The 17,825-nt window shown below is 73.1% G+C and carries 13 protein-coding genes; 2 read left to right on the top strand and 11 right to left on the bottom strand.

The features are described from left to right. Window position 1: 1 nt before the first annotated feature. The 9 genes from ACIBPC_RS20360 to ACIBPC_RS20320 all read right to left on the bottom strand — a co-directional run bounded on the left by ACIBPC_RS20360 (window position 2) and on the right by ACIBPC_RS20320 (window position 14,695). Window positions 2-3,268 (bottom strand): S8 family serine peptidase, encoded by a 3,267-nt coding sequence (locus ACIBPC_RS20360; protein WP_398846455.1) that lies wholly within the window; start codon window positions 3,266-3,268, stop codon window positions 2-4. Between the two features lie 166 nt (window positions 3,269-3,434). Continuing rightward, entirely contained in the window at window positions 3,435-6,686 is a 3,252-nt protein-coding gene (locus tag ACIBPC_RS20355) for a S8 family serine peptidase (RefSeq protein WP_398846453.1), read from the bottom strand. Between the two features lie 160 nt (window positions 6,687-6,846). Beyond that, a complete protein-coding gene (locus ACIBPC_RS20350) occupies window positions 6,847-10,104 on the bottom strand; it encodes a S8 family serine peptidase (protein ID WP_398846451.1) in 3,258 nt (1,085 codons plus the stop codon). Between the two features lie 214 nt (window positions 10,105-10,318). After that, on the bottom strand, window positions 10,319-11,317 hold the full coding sequence (locus tag ACIBPC_RS20345) for an anion permease (protein ID WP_398846449.1): 999 nt from the start codon (window positions 11,315-11,317) through the stop codon (window positions 10,319-10,321). An 8-nt stretch (window positions 11,318-11,325) separates the two neighbouring features. Continuing rightward, entirely contained in the window at window positions 11,326-11,946 is a 621-nt protein-coding gene (locus ACIBPC_RS20340) for a DUF47 family protein (protein ID WP_362965608.1), read from the bottom strand. Between the two features lie 140 nt (window positions 11,947-12,086). Continuing rightward, window positions 12,087-12,431: a DUF2516 family protein gene (locus ACIBPC_RS20335; RefSeq protein ID WP_362965606.1), complete on the bottom strand. Its 345-nt coding sequence runs from the start codon at window positions 12,429-12,431 to the stop codon at window positions 12,087-12,089. 107 nt (window positions 12,432-12,538) lie between these two features. Next, window positions 12,539-13,054 (bottom strand): hypothetical protein, encoded by a 516-nt coding sequence (locus ACIBPC_RS20330; protein WP_398846447.1) that lies wholly within the window; start codon window positions 13,052-13,054, stop codon window positions 12,539-12,541. After that, window positions 13,054-13,416, bottom strand: coding sequence for a helix-turn-helix transcriptional regulator (locus tag ACIBPC_RS20325; protein ID WP_362965602.1), 363 nt, complete (start codon window positions 13,414-13,416; stop codon window positions 13,054-13,056). The genes ACIBPC_RS20330 and ACIBPC_RS20325 overlap by 1 nt, the downstream gene beginning before the upstream one ends. Window positions 13,417-13,798: 382 nt before the next feature. After that, complete coding sequence (locus ACIBPC_RS20320; RefSeq protein ID WP_398846445.1) at window positions 13,799-14,695, bottom strand: hypothetical protein; 897 nt, start codon at window positions 14,693-14,695, stop codon at window positions 13,799-13,801. Window positions 14,696-14,946: 251 nt separating this feature from the next. Here ACIBPC_RS20320 and ACIBPC_RS20315 point away from each other — a divergent pair, with 251 nt between their 5' ends. Next, on the top strand, window positions 14,947-15,603 hold the full coding sequence (locus ACIBPC_RS20315; RefSeq protein WP_398846444.1) for a maleylpyruvate isomerase N-terminal domain-containing protein: 657 nt from the start codon (window positions 14,947-14,949) through the stop codon (window positions 15,601-15,603). A 13-nt stretch (window positions 15,604-15,616) separates the two neighbouring features. On the opposite strand, the gene ACIBPC_RS20310 is transcribed toward ACIBPC_RS20315, so the two are convergent. Both ACIBPC_RS20310 and ACIBPC_RS20305 read right to left on the bottom strand, forming a co-directional pair. Further along, window positions 15,617-16,201 (bottom strand): DinB family protein, encoded by a 585-nt coding sequence (locus tag ACIBPC_RS20310; RefSeq protein WP_398846443.1) that lies wholly within the window; start codon window positions 16,199-16,201, stop codon window positions 15,617-15,619. 193 nt (window positions 16,202-16,394) lie between these two features. Further along, complete coding sequence (locus ACIBPC_RS20305) at window positions 16,395-17,048, bottom strand: TetR/AcrR family transcriptional regulator (RefSeq protein ID WP_398846442.1); 654 nt, start codon at window positions 17,046-17,048, stop codon at window positions 16,395-16,397. 143 nt (window positions 17,049-17,191) lie between these two features. Between ACIBPC_RS20305 and ACIBPC_RS20300 the strand changes: the two genes are divergently transcribed. Further along, on the top strand, window positions 17,192-17,800 hold the full coding sequence (locus tag ACIBPC_RS20300; protein WP_398846587.1) for a CatB-related O-acetyltransferase: 609 nt from the start codon (window positions 17,192-17,194) through the stop codon (window positions 17,798-17,800). Window positions 17,801-17,825 lie beyond the last annotated feature (25 nt).

Raw genomic sequence — 17,825 nt, 5'->3', positions numbered from 1 at the left:
TCTACCTGGTGCGGTAGGCGTCGATGATGGTCTGGGTGCTGGTGTTGCCGTCTTCGTCGGTCGCGGTGGCGCGGAACGACACCGAGCCGCCTGCCGCCGGGTTGGTGACCTTCACCTTGCCGTCGCGGACCGGGGCGTCCGTCCACGTCTCACCGCTGTCGTAGGAGACCTCCACGGCCGGGACCGTCCCGGCGGCCGAGCCCTCGACGGTCACCGGCACGCGGAACGCGCGGTCCGCCGGTGCCGTGCTGTCCAGCGCGAGGCGCGGCGAGAAGCGGACGGCGGAGGAGGGCAGGCGCACCTCTTCGTCGTCCCCGGTGCGCGCCGAGGTGAACGTCCACGCCGAGGTGACAGTGGAGGAGACAGACGCCCCGCCGCGTTCCACGGTCGTGACCAGCTCGTACTCGGCCTCGTCGGCGGGCAGTTCGAGCGACGACCAGTCCAGCGAGTCCCTGGTGGAGACGTACTCCTCGCCGTTCCGGTAGAGGGTGGTCGTGTAGGTGTCGTACCAGCCCGAGTGGGTGTTGCCGCCGCCGTCGCGCAGCGTCGGGAAGTTCGTGTACAGCCAGTCGCCGCCGCGGTACAGGCCCTCGTCCGGCGAGAGGAACGACGGGCCGAACACACCCGTGTTGAACGTCTCGGTGGTCCGCTCGCGCGGCGCGTACTCCCGGTACGGGCTCTCGAACGAGATCGAGGCCCCGTCCGCCGCGAAGTACTCCACCTGCTGCTGCCAGGCCCCGGCCGCCACCTCCACGTACACGTCCACGGTCCGCGGCACCGGCAGCGCCACGGCGGCGCCGCCCCACACGTTCTCGTTCATCGTGTAGAGCATGCCCTCCGCGTCCGGGACCGGGGAGCCGATCTCCGTCCGGACGCGCGCCAGGTCGCGGGGGCGCAGCCGCTTGTCCAGGCCCGTGTACAGCGGGGTCTCGCGGAAGTCCACGGAGTGGTACTCGGCGCCGCCGGCCCCCCAGGTGCCGGTGTAGTACGTGTCGGCGGACCAGCCGCCTGGCAGTCCGCCGATCGTGGCGGTGCCCAGGCTGTCCGCCGCGTCGAGGCCGCCGACGGACGCGGACCAGCTGACGCCCGCGGTCGTGACCAGGTCGTAGCCCACCGTCAGGTCGGTCGCCTCGGTGTCCGGGTCCGGGGTGCGGACGTCGAACGGGCGGGCGTCGGCGGCGTCCACCGTGACCGACGTGTCCTCGGTCAGCGACAGGCGGGGCTGGACGATCCAGTCGGTCGACGCCGGGTTCGCGTCCTCGGGGGAGTCCCAGCCGCGGATCGTGGTGTCCACCACGTAGTCACCCGGGGTGACGCGGAGGCGGGCGGTGCCGTCCCAGTCGGGGTAGACCCAGTACCCGTCACCCGTGGACGTGTTGTAGAGGACGCCGCCCCAGTCGAGGGCGGTCTCGCCGTCCCGGCCCGTCGCGGTGATGTCCAACTGGACCTGTGTCGCCTCGCGTTCGACCACGCCCGCGGTGCGGACGGTGGTGCCGTCGTCGCCGGTCGCGGTGACCCACACGCCGAAGGCGCCCGACCCGTCGCCGAGCCGTCCATCGGCTGTCACCTGGACGGTGGCGGTGTCACCCGCCGGGACGGTCACGCTGTCCTGGGCCAGGGTGAACATGCCGTCGGGCGCCGGGTTCCCGTCCGGGCCGAGACTGGTCGTCGCCAGGTCGAGCGTGACGTCGGTGTCGCCGAGGTTGCGGTAGGTGACGTCCCGGGTGACGGGCTCGGTGTCGTCGTAGGGGTAGGGGACGACGCCGAAGTTCAGCGGGCCGGTCTCGGCGATCACGTCCTGGGTGAGGGCGGCGGGGACGTCGATGCGTCCGGTGCCCTGCTGGAACGGGGTGTACGCGCCGGTGGAGACGGCGGAGGAGGCGAGGGCGGCCTTGAGCCGTTCGCCGTCCCAGTCGGGGTGCGCCTGGGCGAGGAGCGCGGCGGCGCCGGAGACATGGGGGGTCGCCATGGACGTGCCGCTGATGGCGACATAGCCGTCCGTGACGGGCGTGCCGTAGTCCCAGATGGCGGCGCCCTCGGCCCCGGCGGCGGCGATGTCCACGCCGGGCGCGGTCACGTCGGGCTTCACGAGGCCGTCACCGGCCGTGGGGCCCGCGGAGGAGAAGTCGGCGAGGACGTCCTGCTTGTCCACCGCCCCCACCGTCAGGGCCGCCTCCGCCGTCCCGGGGCTGCCGACTGTACCGGCGCCGGGGCCCTCGTTGCCCGACGCGACGACGAAGAGGGTGTCCGAGTCGGCCGACAGGGTGTTGACGGCCTCTTCCATCAGGTCGAGTTCGGGAGTGGCGGTGCCGCCGAGGCTCATGCTGACGATGTCGGCGCCTTGGGCGACGGCCCACTGCATCCCGGCGACGATGTCGGACTCCCAGCCGGAGCCCTCGTCGTCCAGGACCTTGCCGTTGAGGAGGTCCGCGCCGGGGGCGACACCCGTGTAGGTGCCGTCCGACAGGGCGCCGGTGCCCGTGGCGGTGGACGCGACGTGCGTGCCGTGGCCGTCGTGGTCCTCGGCGTCCGCCGCGTCGGAGAAGTTCTCGGACGCGATGACATGGTCGGCGACGTCCGGGTGGGTGGAGCTGATACCCGTGTCGAGAACGGCGATCGTCACGCCCTCGCCGTCGTAGCCCGCCGCCCAGGCTTCCGGCGCGCCGATCTGCGGGACGCTCTCGGCGAGGGACTTGGTGACGATGCCGTCCAGCGCGATCGCCTCGATGCCGGGCGCGGTCGTCAACGCGCGGGCGTCGTCGGCGGGTTCGGTGAGCTGCCGCCAGAGGGCACCGGCCTGGCCGGCGTCCACCGTCAGGGCCTCGCCGTCGATGGCGGGCAGGTCGGCGCGTACGTCCGCCGACCGGAGCGCGGCGGGGCGTTCGCCGTCGTAGGTGACGATCAGCGGCAGCCCGTCCGCCTCGCGGTACGGGGCGCGGCTCAGCTCGGTGACGTCGAACAGCCGCCGGTCGAGCGTCCCTTCGGCGACCAGGCGTTCCGCGTCGGACGGGATGACGTACGTCGCCCCGTCCGCGCGCTGGACGCGGAAGGGTATGCCTTCGCGGCCCTCCGCCGGTAGGAACTGCACTGGCCCGCTCGTGCCGTTGGTCGCCACGCGGTCACCCGTGACCAGCGTGACGAACGCGGACGGACCCCCGGCCGCGGGCCGTTCGCCCGCCCCCTCCGCCGGTCCGGCCGTGAGCGCGGCGGCCACGGCGGCACACGCCGCCACGGCCGTGACGCGCGCGCGGTGTCGTTGCGTCGACAAGATCTCCCCCACTTCCCCGGGCTGTCCCGATCGGGTCCCGGTCTCTCAACAGACACGTGTGGAACGGGAGTTCGGTGTCACGCCCGAAGTCAAGGTTTGGCAAAGGGGCGGAACGCGCGCCGGCCCGCGCCGTGGCGGGCGCGGGCCGACGTGCTGTGCGGGGTGGTTACTTGGTGCGGTAGGCGTCGATGACGGTCTGGGTGCTGGTGTTGCCGTCCTCGTCGGTGACGGTGGCGCGGAAGGAGACCGTGCCGCCTGCCTCGGGGTTGGTGACCTTCACCTTGCCGTTTCGGACGCGGACGTCCTCCCACGTCTCGCCGCTGTCGTAGGAGACCTCCACGGCCGGGGTCTCCCCGGCGGCCGAGCCCTCGACGGTCACCGGGACGCGGAACGTACCGTCCGCCGGGGCTGTGCTGTCCGGCGCCAGGCGCGGCAGGAAACGGACCGCCGAGACGGGCAGCGACACCGGCTCGTCCCCGGCGGGGCGCGCCGACGTGAACGTCCACGCGGAGGTGACGCGGGAGCTGAGGACCGCTCCCGGCTCACCCTGGTCCACGGTGGCGACCAGCTCGTACTCCGCCTCGTCGGCGGGGACTTCGAACGTCGTCCACTCCAGCGTGTAGTCGCTCGTCGCGTACTCCTCGCCGTCGCGGTAGAGCGTCACCCGCTCCTCGGCCGCCCAGCTGCTGTACGCGTTCCCGCCGCCGTCGTTCAGCGCCGGGATGGTGACGGAGAGCGTGTCGCCGACGCGCTGGACGCCCTCGCCCGCGGCGGGGTCGACCGACGTGCCGAAGACGCCCACGCCGAACGCCGCCCGGGTCCGCTCGCGCGGCGCGTAGGAGCGGAGGCCGCTGAGAAAGTGGCCGCCCATGCCGCCGGACGCTGAGAAAGCCGCGTACGACTGCCGCCACGGGCCCGAGGTCGCGTCGAGCCACACCTCCACGGCCCCCGGCACGGCGTAGCTGAGGTCGCTGAGCTGCGGAATCCCGTCGATCCCGGCGCTCAGCATGCCGTCCCCGCCCGCCTCGGGCGAGCCCAGCGTGGTGGTGACGCGGGCCAGGTCGCGCCGGGCGACGTGCCGGGTCAGCCCGTCGTAGAGCGTGGTCGGGCGGACGTCGGCCGTGTGGAACTGCACGCCCTCGCCCGCCCATTCGGCGGCCATGTGCGTCGACGGCTCCCAGCCGGGCGCCGGTTCGCCGACCGTGCCGCTGCGGAAGCCCTCCGGCAGGTCGCCGGTGGAAGCGCTCAGCCCGATGCCGGCGTCCCCCTCGGTCGCCGCGCTGTAGCCGACGGTCAGAACGCTCAGTTCGGCCCCGTCGGCGGCCAAGCTCACGTCCACCGGGCGCGTGTCGGCGGAGTCGAAGTCGACGGCGGTGTCCTCCGTGAGCGCGAGGTGCGGCATGGAGAGGAAATCGCTGCCGAGGAGGTCGCCGGTCTCCGGGTCCCAGATGTCGGTGATGTTGTCGAGGGCGTAGTCGCCGACGGGCAGGCGGAGGGTGGCCGTGCCGTCCTCCTCGGGTCCGGCGAAGAGCGGCTCGCCGGTGGTGAGGTCCCAGACGGTGGCCAGCCAGTCGGCGGACGGTTCGCCGTCGCGGCCGGTGGCGGTGAGGGTCAGTTCGGCGTGCTCCGCCTCGCGCTCGACGCCGCCCACCGTGCGGACGGTGGTGCCGTCGCCGCCCGTCGCGGTGACGGTGAGGCCGTACGCGCCGTACGCGTCGCCCGTGCTGGTGTCGGCGGTGACCTGGACGGTGGCGGTGCCGCCCGCCGGAACGGTCACGGTGTCGGTGGCGAGGGTGAAGAGGCCTTCCGGCGCCGGGTTTCCGCCCGGGCCGGTGGCTTCGGTGGTGAGGTCCAGGGTGACGTCGGTGTCGCCGAGGTTGCGGTAGGTGAGGTCGCGGGTGACGGGCTCCGCGTCGTCGTGTGGGTAGGGGACGACGCCGAAGTTCAGCGCGCCGGGCTCCGCGATGACGTTCTGCGCGAGGGCGGCGGGGACGTCGATGCGTCCCGTGCCCTGCTGGAACGGGCTGTAGTCGCCCGTCGACACGGCGGAGGAGGTCAGGGCGGCCTTGATCTGCTCGCCGTCCCAGTCGGGGTGCGCCTGGGCGAGGAGCGCGGCGGCGCCGGAGACGTGGGGGGTGGCCATGGACGTGCCGTTGAGCGCGACATAGCCGTCCGTGACGGGCGTGCCGTAGTCCCAGATGGCGGCGCCCTCGGCCCCGGCGGCGGCGATGTCCACGCCCGGGGCCGTGACGTCGGGCTTCACGAAGCCGTCGCCGACCGTGGGTCCCGCGGAGGAGAACTCGGCGAGGACATCCTGCTTGTCCACCGCGCCGACCGTCAGCGCGGAGGCGGCGGTGCCGGGGCTGCCGACCGTACCGGCGTCCGGGCCCTCGTTGCCCGACGCGACGACGAAGAGGGTGTCCGAGGAGGCGGAGAGGCTGTCCACGGCCTCTTCCAGCAGGTCGAGTCCGGGGGTGGCGGTGCCGCCGAGGCTCATGCTGACGATGTCGGCGCCCTGGTCGACGGCCCACTGCATGCCTTCGACGATGTCGGAGTCCCAGCCGTAGCCGTAGTCGTCCAGGACCTTGGCGTTGATCAGGTCGGCGCCGGGCGCGACGCCCGTGTACGTGCCGCCGGACTGCGCGCCGGTGCCGGTCGCCGTCGAGGCCACGTGGGTGCCGTGGCCGTCGCGGTCCTCGGTGTCCTCCGAGTCGGAGAAGTTCTCGGCCGCGACGACGTGGTCGGCGACGTCCGGGTGCGTGGAGCTGATCCCGGTGTCGAGGACGGCGATCGTCACGCCCGTTCCGTCGTAACCGGCCTCCCACGCCTCGGGGGCGCCGATCTGCGGGACGCTCTCGGCCAGCGTCTTGGTGACGATGCCGTCCAGCGCCACGGTCTCGATGCCGGACGCCAGGGTGCGCGGCCCGGTCAACTGCTCCCAGAGAGCCGCCGCTTCGCCCGGCGCGACGGTCAACGCCTCGCCGTCGATCGCCGGCAGGTCCGCGCGTACGTCCGCCGCCCGCAGCGTGGCGGGGCGTTCGCCGTCGTACGTGACGATCAGCGGCAGCCCGTCGGCCTCGCGGTACGGGGCGCGGCTCAGCTCGGTGACGTCGAACAGCCGCCTGTCCAGGGTCCCTTCGGCGACCAGGCGCTCGGCGTCGGACGGGATGACGTACGTGCCGCCGGTGCCGCGCGCGATGCGGAAGCCGATGTCGTCCCGGCCCTCCGCCCGTATGACGCGGAGCGTCCCGTCGGGGCCGCCGCTCGTCACCACGCGGTCGCCGGTGATGAGGGTGATCGTGGTCGCCGGTCCTCCCGGCGCGGCCTGCCCGCCAGGACCGGGCTGCGGCGCGGCGGCGCCCGCCGGCAGCGCGGTCAGCGCGGCTGCCACGGCGGCGCAGGCCGCGACGGCGGCCACGCGCGTGCGATGTCTTCTCGTTGTCACGTCTCTCCTGACGTTCTCGAACTACGGTTCCCCACTTACTTGTTCGGCCGGGGGAGAAGGGTTACAGGAGAGGCGTGGCGGACGGCCCGCGCCGGGTGAGGCGCGGGCCGTCCTGTGGGGGGTGGGGGAAAGGTCAGCGGGTGCGGTAGGCGTCGGTGATGGTCTGTGTCGTGGTGTTGCCCGCCGTGTCGGTCGCGGTGGCGCGGAACGACACGGTGCCGTCCGCCGCCGGGTTCTCCACCGTCACGGCGCCGTCCTCCACCGGGGCCGCCGCCCAGGTGGCGCCGCCGTCGTAGGACACCTCGACGGCCGGGGTCGTCCCGGTCGCCGCGCCCTCGACCGCGACCGGCACCCGTACCGTCTCCCCGGCGGGTCCCGTGCTGTCCAGGGCCAGTTCGGGCGTGAACCGGACGGCGGACGCGGGCAGCGCCACCGTTCCGCCGTCCGCGACGGCCGCCGACGTGAAGGCGTACGAGACGGTGACGCGCGTGCTCACCGACGCGGCGAGACCCGTGCGGTCCACCGTCGCGACCAGTTCGTACGCCGCCTCCTCGGCGGGCAGCGCGAACTGCGCGGCGCCCAGCGGATCGGTGCTCGCCGCGTACTCCTCGCCGTCGCGGCTGAGGGTCGTGGCGGCGGAGACGTACGCGCTGTCGCCGCTGTTGCCCGCGCCGTCGGCGAAGAGGGGGAGGACGGCGAACAGCGTGTCGCCCGACCGGAACAGCCCCTGGTCCGCGCCGATACGCGGCCCGAACACGCCGACGTTCAGCACCGTCTCGTAGCTCCCGCCCGCCTCGTACGGCACGAAGCCCGTCGTGTGCAGCGTCTCCGGCGTGCCGTCCGGGGCGTCCTGCCACAGGTCCTGGCTCCACGCGCCGGAACCGGCCTCCACCAGCACGTCCGTCGTCACCGGCAGCGGCTCGCCGCGCGCCGACGACCAGGGGACCACCTCGGACGCGGCGAACAGCGAGCCCGTGCGCTCCGGCAGCGAGGCGCCCGCCGAGGTCGCGATGCGCGCCAGCTCGTCCGCGCCGGCCCGGTGCGTCAGTCCGGTGTAGAGGGTGCCGGGGCGGCTCTCGGCGAGGTGGTAGCGCGCGCCCTCGCGCTCCCAGGTCGCTCCGGCGTACGCCGTGCCCGTCCAGCCGTCGGGGACGTCGCCGAGCGCGGCGGTGCGCAGGCCGTCCGGCAGCCCGGCGGCCACCCAGGTCGTGCCGAATCCGGCGCCCTCGGGGGACAGCAGGTCGATGCCCACGGTGAGGTCCGTCTGCTCGGTCGCGGCGTCGGGGCCCGTCACGTCGATCGGGCGGGCGTCGGCCGCGGCCGCGGCGACGGTGGTGTCCTCGGTGAGGTCGAGGACGGGGTGGAGCAGCCAGTCCCAGCCGGTCGGCTCGGCGGCGCCGTCGGGGAGGTACGGGATGCTGGTGTCCACGGCGTAGCTGCCCGCGGGGAGGCGGAGGGTGGCGGTGCCGTCCGGGCCGGGCGTGACGTTGTGGAACGCGCCGGCGGACAGGTCGTAGACCATGCCCGTCCAGTCGGCGGCGGGTGCGCCGTCGCGGCCGGTGGGGGTGAAGGCGAGGTCGAACTTCTCCTCCTCGCGCTCCACCGCGCCGACGGTGGTGACCGCCGTCCCGTCGTCGCCGGTGGCGGTGACGGTGAGGCTGTGGGCGCCGTACGCGTCGCCCGTGCTGGTGTCGGCGGTGACCTGGACGGTGGCGGTGCCGCCCGCCGGGACGGTGAGGGTGTCGGCGGCGAGGGTGAAGAGACCCTCTGGCGCCGGGTTTCCGTCCGGGCCCGTCGCTTCCGCGCTGAGAATCAGGGTGGTGTCGGTGTCGCCGAGGTTGCGGTAGGTGAGGTCGCGGGTGACGGGCTCGGCCGTGTCGTGGGGGTACGGGACGACGCCGAAGCTGAGCGGGCCGGTCTCCGCGATGACGTTCTGTGCGAGGGCGGCGGGGACGTTGATGCGTCCGGTGCCCTGCTGGAACGGGGTGTACGCGCCGGTGGAGACGGCCGATGAGGTGAGGGCGGCCTTGATCTGCTGGCCGGTCCAGTCGGGGTGGGCCTGTGCGAGGAGTGCGGCGGCTCCCGAGACGTGCGGGGTGGCCATGGACGTGCCGCTGATCGCGACGTACCCGTCCGTGACGGGCGTGCCGTAGTCCCAGATCGCGGCGCCCTCGGCCCCGGCGGCGGCGATGTCCACGCCGGGCGCGGTCACATCCGGCTTGACCAGTCCCTCACCCGGGGTCGGCCCCGTGGACGAGAAGCTGGCCAGGACATCCTGCTTGTCCACCGCGCCGACCGTCAGCGCGGAGGCGGCGGTGCCGGGGCTGCCGACCGTACCGGCGCCGGGGCCCTCGTTGCCCGCCGCGATGACGAACAGCGCGTCCGACGACGCCGACAGGCTCTCCACCGCCTCCTCCAGCGGGTCGACCTCCGGCGTGGCCGTGCCGCCGAGGCTGAGACTCACGATGTCCGCGCCCTCGTCCACGGCCCACTGCATGCCCTCGACGATGTCGGACTCCCAGCCGCTCCCGGTGTCGTCGAGCACTTTGGCGTTGATCAGGTCGGCGCCGGGCGCGACGCCTGTGTACGTGCCCCCGGAGTGCGCGCCGGTGCCCGTGGCGGTGGACGCGACGTGCGTGCCGTGGCCGTCGCGGTCCTCGGCGTCCGCCGCGTCGGAGAAGTTCTCGGACGCCACGACGTGGTCCGCCACATCCGGGTGGGTCGAGCTGATCCCGGTGTCCAGGACGGCCACGGTGACGCCCTCGCCGTCGTAGCCCGCCGCCCAGGCTTCCGGCGCGCCGATCTGCGGCACGCTCTCGGCCAGCGTCTTCGTCGCCACGCCGTCGAGCGCCACGGTCTCGACGCCGGACGCCAGGGCGCGCGGCCCGGTGAGCTGCTCCCACAGGGCGGTCGCGTCGCCCGGCGCGACGGTCAGCGCCTCACCGTCGACGGCGGGCAGGTCGGCGCGTACGTCGGCCGCCCGCAGCGCCGCCGGGCGCTCGTCCGTGTAGGTGACGATCAGCGGCAGCCCGTCCGCCTCCTGGTACGGGGCGCGGCTCAGCTCCGTCACGTCGAACAGGCGGCGGTCCAGCGTGCCCGCCGCGATCATCGGGAGCGCGTCCGCCGGGATCGTGTACGTCGCGCCGTCGTCCTCGAAGACGCGGAACGGCACGTCCTCCCGGCCCTCGGCCCGGATCAGCCGCCCGGCCCCGCCGCCGTCGCGGACGACGACGCGGTCGCCCGTGACCAGCGTGACCGTCGTCCCCGTGGCGGCGGCGCCCGGTGGGGCGGCGTCGGGGCCCGCGGCGCCCGCGGGCCCCGACAGCGCGGCGGCCACGGCGGCGCAGGCGGCCGTGACGGCGATGCGTGAACGGTGTCGTGAAGTTCTCAACGTGTCCCCTTCGGCTCGTCGGTCCGCGCTCCCGTATCGATTCACGCACCGGGCGCGCGCCATGGGCGCAGAGGGGACAGTGAGAGTTGTGTGGCAGTGGGACGCGGCGCGCGCACGGGTGTGCGCGCCGTCCGGAGGATGGGGAAGTGTCGCCGAGGAGGTGCGGCAAGCGTCGACGCGGGTTTGGCGGCGGCCCCGGGGGACGGGGGCGGGCTCAGCCGACCGTGAAGTGGACTCCCAGGTAGCACAGCGCCGCGACGATCCCCGCCGCCGGCATCGTGATGAACCACCCGGCCACGATGCTCTTCGCCACGCCCCAGCGCACCGCGCTGATCCGCCGCGTCGCGCCCGCGCCCATGATCGCCGACGTGATGACGTGCGTCGTGGAGATCGGCGCGTTGAACACGTACGACGCCGAGTACAGCACCGAGGCCGCCGTCGTCTCCGCCGCGAAGCCGCGCGGCGGGTCCAGCTCGATGATGCGGCGCCCCAGCGTCCGCATGATGCGCCAGCCGCCCGCGTACGTCCCGAGGGACAGCATCGTCGCGCAGGACAGCTTCACCCACAGGGGGATCGCGTCGCTCTCGTCCTCGACGTCCGCGATGATCAGCGCCATCACGACGACGCCCATCGTCTTCTGCGCGTCCTGGAGGCCGTGCCCGAGCGCCATGCCCGCCGCCGAGACGGTCTGCGCCATGCGGAAGCCGCGCTGCGCCCGGTGCGGGTTCGCGCGGCGGAAGATCCACAGGATCGCGACCATCACGAGGTAGCCGAGGATCAGCCCGATCAGCGGCGAGGCGAACATCGGGATGACGATCTTGGTGACCACGCCGTCCCAGTGCACCGCCGAGCTGCCCGCCAGCGCCGCGCCGATCATGCCGCCGAACAGGGCGTTCGACGACGACGAGGGCAGCCCGTAGTACCAGGAGACGAGGTTCCACACGATCGCGCCGAGGAGCGCGGCGAACAGGATCGTCATGCCCTGCTTGCCGGTCGGCGTGTCGATGATCCCCTCGCTGACCGTCTTCGCCACCCCGCTGCCGAGGAAGGCGCCGGCCAGGTTCATGACGGCGGCCATGCCGAGGGCGACACGCGGGGTGAGCGCCCGGGTCGAGATCGAGGTCGCGATGGCGTTCGCGGAGTCGTGGAAGCCGTTCGTGTAGGTGAAGAACAGCGCGGTCAGGACCACGACGACCAGGGCGAAGGTGTCCACGGGCGGGTTCAGGACTCCTTGACGACGATCGTCTCGACCGTGTTGGCCACGGCCTCGAACGCGTCCGCGGCCTCCTCCAGCACGTCCACGATCTGCTTGAGCTTCATGACCTCTATGGCGCCGTAGCTGCCGTTGAAGAGGTGCGCGAGGAGGCGGCGGTGGATCTGGTCGGCCTGGTTCTCCAGGCGGTTGACCTCGATCCAGTACTCGTTCAGGCGCTCCATGGTGCGGAGGTTCGGCATCGCCTCGGCGGTCAGCTCGGCCGCGCGGCCCAGGACCTCGATCTGCTGCTCGACACCCTTCGGCAGCTCGTCGATCTCGTAGAGGACGACGAGGTCGACGGCCTCCTCCATGAAGTCCATGATGTCGTCGAGCCGGGAGGCCAGCCGGTAGATGTCCTCGCGGTCGAACGGGGTGATGAAACTGGAGTTCAGCTGGTGGAAGATCGCGTGGGTCGTGTCGTCACCCGCGTGCTCGGCGGCGCGCATCCGGTCGGCGATCTCCACGCGCGTAGCGGGTTCGGCGCCGAGCAGCTCCATGAGCAGTTTCGAGCCACTGAGCACATTGTCGGCCGCTGCGGCGAAAAGTGCGTAGAAGCTTGTCTCCCGTGGTGTCAGGCGAAAGCGCACTACTTTTCCTCTGGCGTTCATCAAGCGGGTGTCCCCGTTGATGCTAAGGGCTGTTTCCGGCCACGGCTAACCCTCGGTACGTGGGCTTTTTCTCACCCGCCGCCCCTCCGCGCCGTGTGCGGACGGGCCACGGAGGGGTCTCAGCGGTTGCCGTTGTACGGACCATACGGCCCGTCGCTGCTGCTCCAGCCCCCGCCCCTGCTCCCGCGCCCGCCGCCGCTGACCGCGCGCAGGGCCGGACGCACGTCCACCAGGTACACGATCGTCGCGACGGCACCCGCGAGCACCAGCAGCAGCATGCCGAGGAAGAGCTGCACCGCGACCGTCACGCCGAGGATCAGCAGCCAGAAGCGCTTGGTCTGCTTGTCCGCCGCGCGGTAGGCGTCCTCCCGCTGGAGCGCCGCGTGGACCAGGGCGTAGACGCTGAGGATCAGGAGGCCAAGAAAGATGAAGCCCACTACGGAGTTGAAGCTTCCCAACAGCATTCCGTCACCACCATGTCGATTGACCGACCGTCTCCATCCACGCTACCGGCCGGAAGCCTCGGTGCGTAATGCCCGCTCGACCGGCCGGTACCCAAGCGTGGGGACGGTCATGCCTGCGGCGGAGTCTTCTTGGCCGCGGGCTTGCGCGGCGCGCTGCGGCGCTGCCGGGGCACGGCCTTCTCCTGGGAGGCGGCGGGCTCGGTCACGGGCTCGGTGACGGGCTCCGAGACGGGCTCGGGGACGGATGCGGCGACGGTCGGGGCGACCGGCTCGGTGACCGGCTCGGTGACGAGCGTGTCGGCCGTGCCGGCCGTGTCGGTGGCGTCTGCCTCGTCCTTCTCCTCGCGGCGCCGCTCCACCACGGTCCGGCCGCGCTCGGCCAGCCCGTCGTACGTCTCGCGGGCCTTCACGGCGTACTCGAGCGCGATGCCCGCGCCCTGGAGCGCGAGGGTCTGCGCGCGCTCCCGCAGCTTCGGCAGCCGCTCCGGCGCCTCGCTGCGCAGCCGGTCGAACGTGGCCGGCAGGTCCCGCAGCTTCTGGGCGGCGAGGTCGGCCGTGCCCGCGGCGAAGTAGAGCGGCGAGGCGTTGGCCAGGGACTTGCGGAGGTCGTCGGTGAGAGGCATCAGCGGTTCTCCTTGCGGAACGATTCGTAGATCTGGAGCAGTGCCTGCTTCTGCGGTTCGGTGAGGGCGGGATCGGCCAGCACCGCTTCCCGCACCCCGCCCGGCGGTTGCCCCCCGGCGGCGTCCTGCACACGTTCGTCGAGGATTCCGGCCTGGACGTAGAGCGTCTCGGCGGAGATCCGCAGGCCCTTCGCGATCTGCTGGAGGATCTCCGCGCTGGGCTTGCGCAGCCCGCGCTCGATCTGGCTCAGATACGGGTTCGAGACCCCCGCCGCCTCCGCGAGCTGCCGCAGCGACAGCTTCGCCTGCCGCCGCTGCTCCCGGAGAAACGCCCCGAGATCCCCCATACCGATCGAAGCCATGCCCCCAGCATGCACCCATCTGCTAACTGTTGCAAGCGCCCGCTTGCGCCAGGCTATCCCCCTGGGGTCCGGCGGACTGTGATCGAGCACGACAGGTGTCGCATCCGCTGGACATCTGTCGTAGACGCGCCCTTTCTCGGCGCGACGTGCGGCGGCTGGAGCGCCGCCCGGCGTGGCAAGTCAGGCGACATACTCACGCTGAGCGGCTCCATTCCTGCGTCGGAGAACACCTCAACGGTGACCGACGACGCCACCACCAGAGCGGTAGGCAGTGGAACTCGCCGTCTTCGGATCACCTTGACTGCCCACGCACCGAGCATGATCAGTCCGGTGGCGACCAATGCGCCGAGGCATTCCACGCCGACTGGGACCAGAAACCCTGTCACCGGGATGCGCCGCCCTCGGCCGGGGTCCACAGGCCGGTGGGACCGCCGGTGCGCTGTCCGTCGCGGCGCCGTAGTTCTGCGACGGTGCGGCGGACCGTACGGCGTACCCGTTCGCCGTCCTCGTCTGGACGCTCGCTGCCGCTGAGCGCCGCGGCCTCGGCCCAGGTCGCCACGCCGCTGTGGCCGCGGGCGAGGACGACAGCCCGGTCGGCCGGTCTCAGTGCGGCCAAGACAGCGGCCAAGCGGCGATCGCCAGGTACCTGATCAAGCACTGGGTCGTCGGGGAGGGACCGGTCGGCGAGCAGGTCTCGCAGCGTCGTGCCGTTTCGGAAGGGTGTCTCCAGTGGGAGGACTCTGTTCTTGCCGGGACGCCGCTCCCACAGCGGAACCAGCTGAGCATGAAGCCTCCGGGCCTCTGAACGCAGGCGGTCGAGTGAAGGTCGACCGATTCCGTTGCCGTCGTACAGCGGGGCGACCCAGTTGCCGAGCAGCGCCGTGGAAAGTGCCTCGGTCCAACGGTCACTGCGGTTCAGGCCCAACACGACCCGCCCGAACTGAGCCAGGTCGGGGCTTCCCCCGGTGTGAACCGCCTCCGTGCGGGCGGCGATGGCGGCCCGGAGCCGACTGATTGAGTGGTCGGGCCACTCCGGCGCCACGAAGGGCAGCCACCTGCTCAAGCCCACCTCCCCCATGGCATCGCCCACCTGCCCCTCGTCGCTGACCGTCACGGTGCTCACCACGTCATAAGTTCTGCAACCTTCGGGGGTGTCGAACATCAACAGCGTTCGGCCGTCCCGCAGATGGAAGCGATGCGACCCCGCCTTGACCGCAGGGGGGAGGAAAGGGTGCTGCCCATACGAGCCGCTGGGGGGTGAGGCATGCGAGCCGGTCATCAGGTGTCCTCCGTGGGAGTAGGTTCACCCTCATGGCGTGGGACAGCAGGAGAGCGGCAACGAAGTTCGCCGACGAAATGTGATCTGCGCCACTTCACGCTGTCAAGAGCCTGTCCACTCCCCAATGACCCCGTGGGCGGGAGCCGAGGCAAGTCGGTTGTCGCGCGGGGCGAGCTTCCCGTTACCGGGTGGCTCCCGGGAATTTCCGAGCATCGGCCAGGCGGGCGGGCGGGCGCTGCTAGCTTGCGGGCGTGGATCTCTTCTCACGCTCCTGGGCGGCGCTGCTCGCGGCGGTCGCCGGACTCCCGGACGAGGACTTCGCGCGGCCGTCCGGCTGCACCGGCTGGCTCGTGCGGGACCTGGTGTGCCACCTGGTCATCGACGCGCAGGACGTCCTGATCACCCTCGCGACCCCTGCCGCGACGGAACCGACCCGCGACGCGGTGACCTACTGGGACGTCTCCGACACACCGCCGACCGGCGACGACCCGCTCGACGCGCTGACCGTCCGGCTGGCCGCCGCGTACGGGGAGCCGTGGCTGCTCAGGTTCCACCTCGACGACGTCGGCTCCGCCGCCGGACGGGCCGCCGCGCTCGCCGACCCGGGCCTGCGGGTCGGCACCCGCGACGAGGTCCTCACCGTGGACGACTACCTCTCCGCGTACGTCCTGGAGTGGACACTGCACCACCTCGACCTGGTCGCGCACCTGCCCGGCGCGGCCGGGCCGCCCGCGGAGGGCCTGCGCCGGTCGCGCGAGCTGCTGGAGGCCATCGCCGGAGCCGCGTTCCCCGCGTCGTTCCCGGACGAGGACGCGCTGCTGGTCGGCACCGGACGGCGTGCCCCGACCGGCGCGGAGCAGGCGGCACTGGGCGAGCTGGCCGGACGGCTCCCGCTCGTCCTCGGGTGACCGGGGAGGGGCGTCAGCCGGTCGCGGCCGGCGGTTCCTCGGGCCGCGCGGCCCTGGCGGCGCGTTCGACCGCCGCGCGCCGGTCGGCCCAGAACGCGGCGTCCCTGCCCCTCGACGCCACCGTGCCGTCGAGCCGCTCGCGCAGGATGTCGGCGTGGCCCGCGTGCCGGCTGGTCTCGGTGAGCATGTGCACCAGGACGTCGAACAGCGTCACCTCGGGCCGCGGCCACCACGGCACGTGTCCACGGGCGTCGACGGCCAGGGCCTCGATCGTCGCGTCGGCGTGCTCCGCCGCCCGGCGGTACCGCCCGGTGATCTCCGCGCGCGTCTCGTGCTCGGTCGCCCACATGTCGGCGCCGCGCGCGGCCGCGTCGTCCCACCGGGGCAGGGGCTCGGGGAACGGGCGGCCGAAGACCTCGCCGAAGTACCTGGCCTCCCACAGCGCCAGGTGCTTGACCAGGCCGAGGAGGTTGGTCCCGGTCGGGGTCAGCGGGCGGCGGGAGTCGTAGGCGGAGAGCCCGTCGAGCTGGGAGAGCACCGCCTGCCGGGTCCCGCGCAGGTCGGCGTGCAGGCGGGTCTTCGCGTGGGCGTCGATCATCGCGTCCCACCGCCGGTCGTGGTGGGGGACGCGGTCCCGTTGGCGCGCCGGGTGACGCCCCCGACGCCGCCCGTGAACGCGCCCGCCACGCAGATGAAGTCGACGGAACTCACCGCGCCTGCCCCCGGGTTGCCGCGCCGCCGGTCTCCTCCGGCGGCTCCGGAGCCCGAACGATACGGCTCGCCCCGCCCGGTCAGGCGCCGCCCCCGCCCTCCGGCGGGACGGCGAAGGCACCGGCGGCGGCCGCGAGGGCGGCGGCCCTGGCCGCGCGCCGGGGGAGCGCGGGGTCGGGGGGCGTGCGCAGGAGCACGAGGTGGTGGTACACCGGCGCGGTCGCGGCGATGAGCAGTCGGCGCGCGTCGGTGCGCGCCGGGAGTTCGCCGCGCCGGACGGCCCGGCCCACGATGACCTCGCAGCGGCCGTACCGGTCGTCCCAGAGCCGCCGCTGGGCCTCGGCGGCCTGCGGGGAGCGGAACGAGGCGGCGATCAGGGCCTCCATCACTGGCGGGTCCGCGGTCATGGCGGCCTGGATCTCGTCGCCCAGCGCCGTCAGGTCGTCCTCCAGCGAGCCTGTGTCGGGCGGCTGCCAGTCGTCGTCGCCCGCCGCGTCGAGGACGTCGGCGAGCAGGCCGCCGACGTCCTTCCAGCGCCGGTACACCGTCGTGCGGTGCACCCCGGCGCGGGCGGCGACGGAGTCGGGGGTGAGGCGGTCGTAGCCGTGCTCGGTCAGCTCGGCGAGCACGGCGTCGAGCACCTGCGCGCGGACGCGTGCGCTGCGGCCGCCGGGGCGGGTTCTCGGCGGGCGCGGCCGGTTGTCCTGGGGTGCGGGGTCCTGGGGTGCCGTCATCTGGTGATCCCGATTGCTCGGCGGGCTGAGGTGTGCCATCTTAATGCATCAGTTGTAGCGATAGTGGGCCGGTCGGTCCGCCGCCGGAGAGGAAGCACCCCGTGACACACCCCGTCCCCGCCGACCCGACCGTCGTCCACCCCATGCCGGACCAGCCGCGCGTGGTCCTGCTCAAACCGCTGATCACCTCACCGCTGATCGACGTCGGCGACTTCACGTACTACGACGACCCCGACGACCCCACCGCCTTCGAGACGCGCAACGTCCTCTACCACTACGGGCCCGAGAAGCTGGTCATCGGCAAGTACTGCGCGCTCGGCGAGGGCGCGCGCTTCCTCATGAACGGCGCCAACCACCGCATGGACGGCCCCTCCACGTTCCCCTTCCCGATCATGGGCGGCTCCTGGGCCGACCACTTCGACCTCATCACCGGCCTGCCCGGACGGGGCGACACCGTGGTCGGGAACGACGTCTGGCTCGGCTACCGAAGCCTCGTCATGCCCGGCGTCCGTATCGGCCACGGCGCGATCGTCGCCTCGGGGTCCGTCGTCGTGGACGACGTGCCCGACTACGGCGTCGTCGGCGGCAACCCGGCCCGCCTCATCCGCCGCCGCCACCCCGACGCCGACATCGAACGGCTCCTGGCCCTCGCCTGGTGGGACTGGCCGCTCGCGCACATCACCGCGCACCTGCGCACGATCATGTCCGGCAGCGTCGACGACCTGGAGGCCGCGGCACCCCGGGCCCGCTGAGCGGCGGCACAGCGGCACCACCCAC

The sequence above is a fragment of the Streptomyces sp. NPDC049879 genome (assembly GCF_044461265.1).
Classification (GTDB): domain Bacteria; phylum Actinomycetota; class Actinomycetes; order Streptomycetales; family Streptomycetaceae; genus Streptomyces.
The sequence above is the reverse complement of the archived record's forward strand: the minus strand, read 5'-3'. Positions and strand labels throughout refer to the sequence as shown.

Bases quoted from the DNA above. Each gene is read 5' to 3' on its own strand.
- ACIBPC_RS20335 (WP_362965606.1), bottom strand. From the start codon at position 12,431: ATGCTGTTGGGAAGCTTCAACTCCGTAGTGGGCTTCATCTTTCTTGGC.
- ACIBPC_RS20330 (WP_398846447.1), bottom strand. From the start codon at position 13,054: ATGCCTCTCACCGACGACCTCCGCAAGTCCCTGGCCAACGCCTCGCCG.
- ACIBPC_RS20325 (WP_362965602.1), bottom strand. From the start codon at position 13,416: ATGGCTTCGATCGGTATGGGGGATCTCGGGGCGTTTCTCCGGGAGCAG.
- ACIBPC_RS20320 (WP_398846445.1), bottom strand. From the start codon at position 14,695: ATGACCGGCTCGCATGCCTCACCCCCCAGCGGCTCGTATGGGCAGCAC.
- ACIBPC_RS20310 (WP_398846443.1), bottom strand. From the start codon at position 16,201: ATGATCGACGCCCACGCGAAGACCCGCCTGCACGCCGACCTGCGCGGG.
- ACIBPC_RS20305 (WP_398846442.1), bottom strand. From the start codon at position 17,048: ATGACGGCACCCCAGGACCCCGCACCCCAGGACAACCGGCCGCGCCCG.
- ACIBPC_RS20300 (WP_398846587.1), top strand. From the start codon at position 17,192: ATGCCGGACCAGCCGCGCGTGGTCCTGCTCAAACCGCTGATCACCTCA.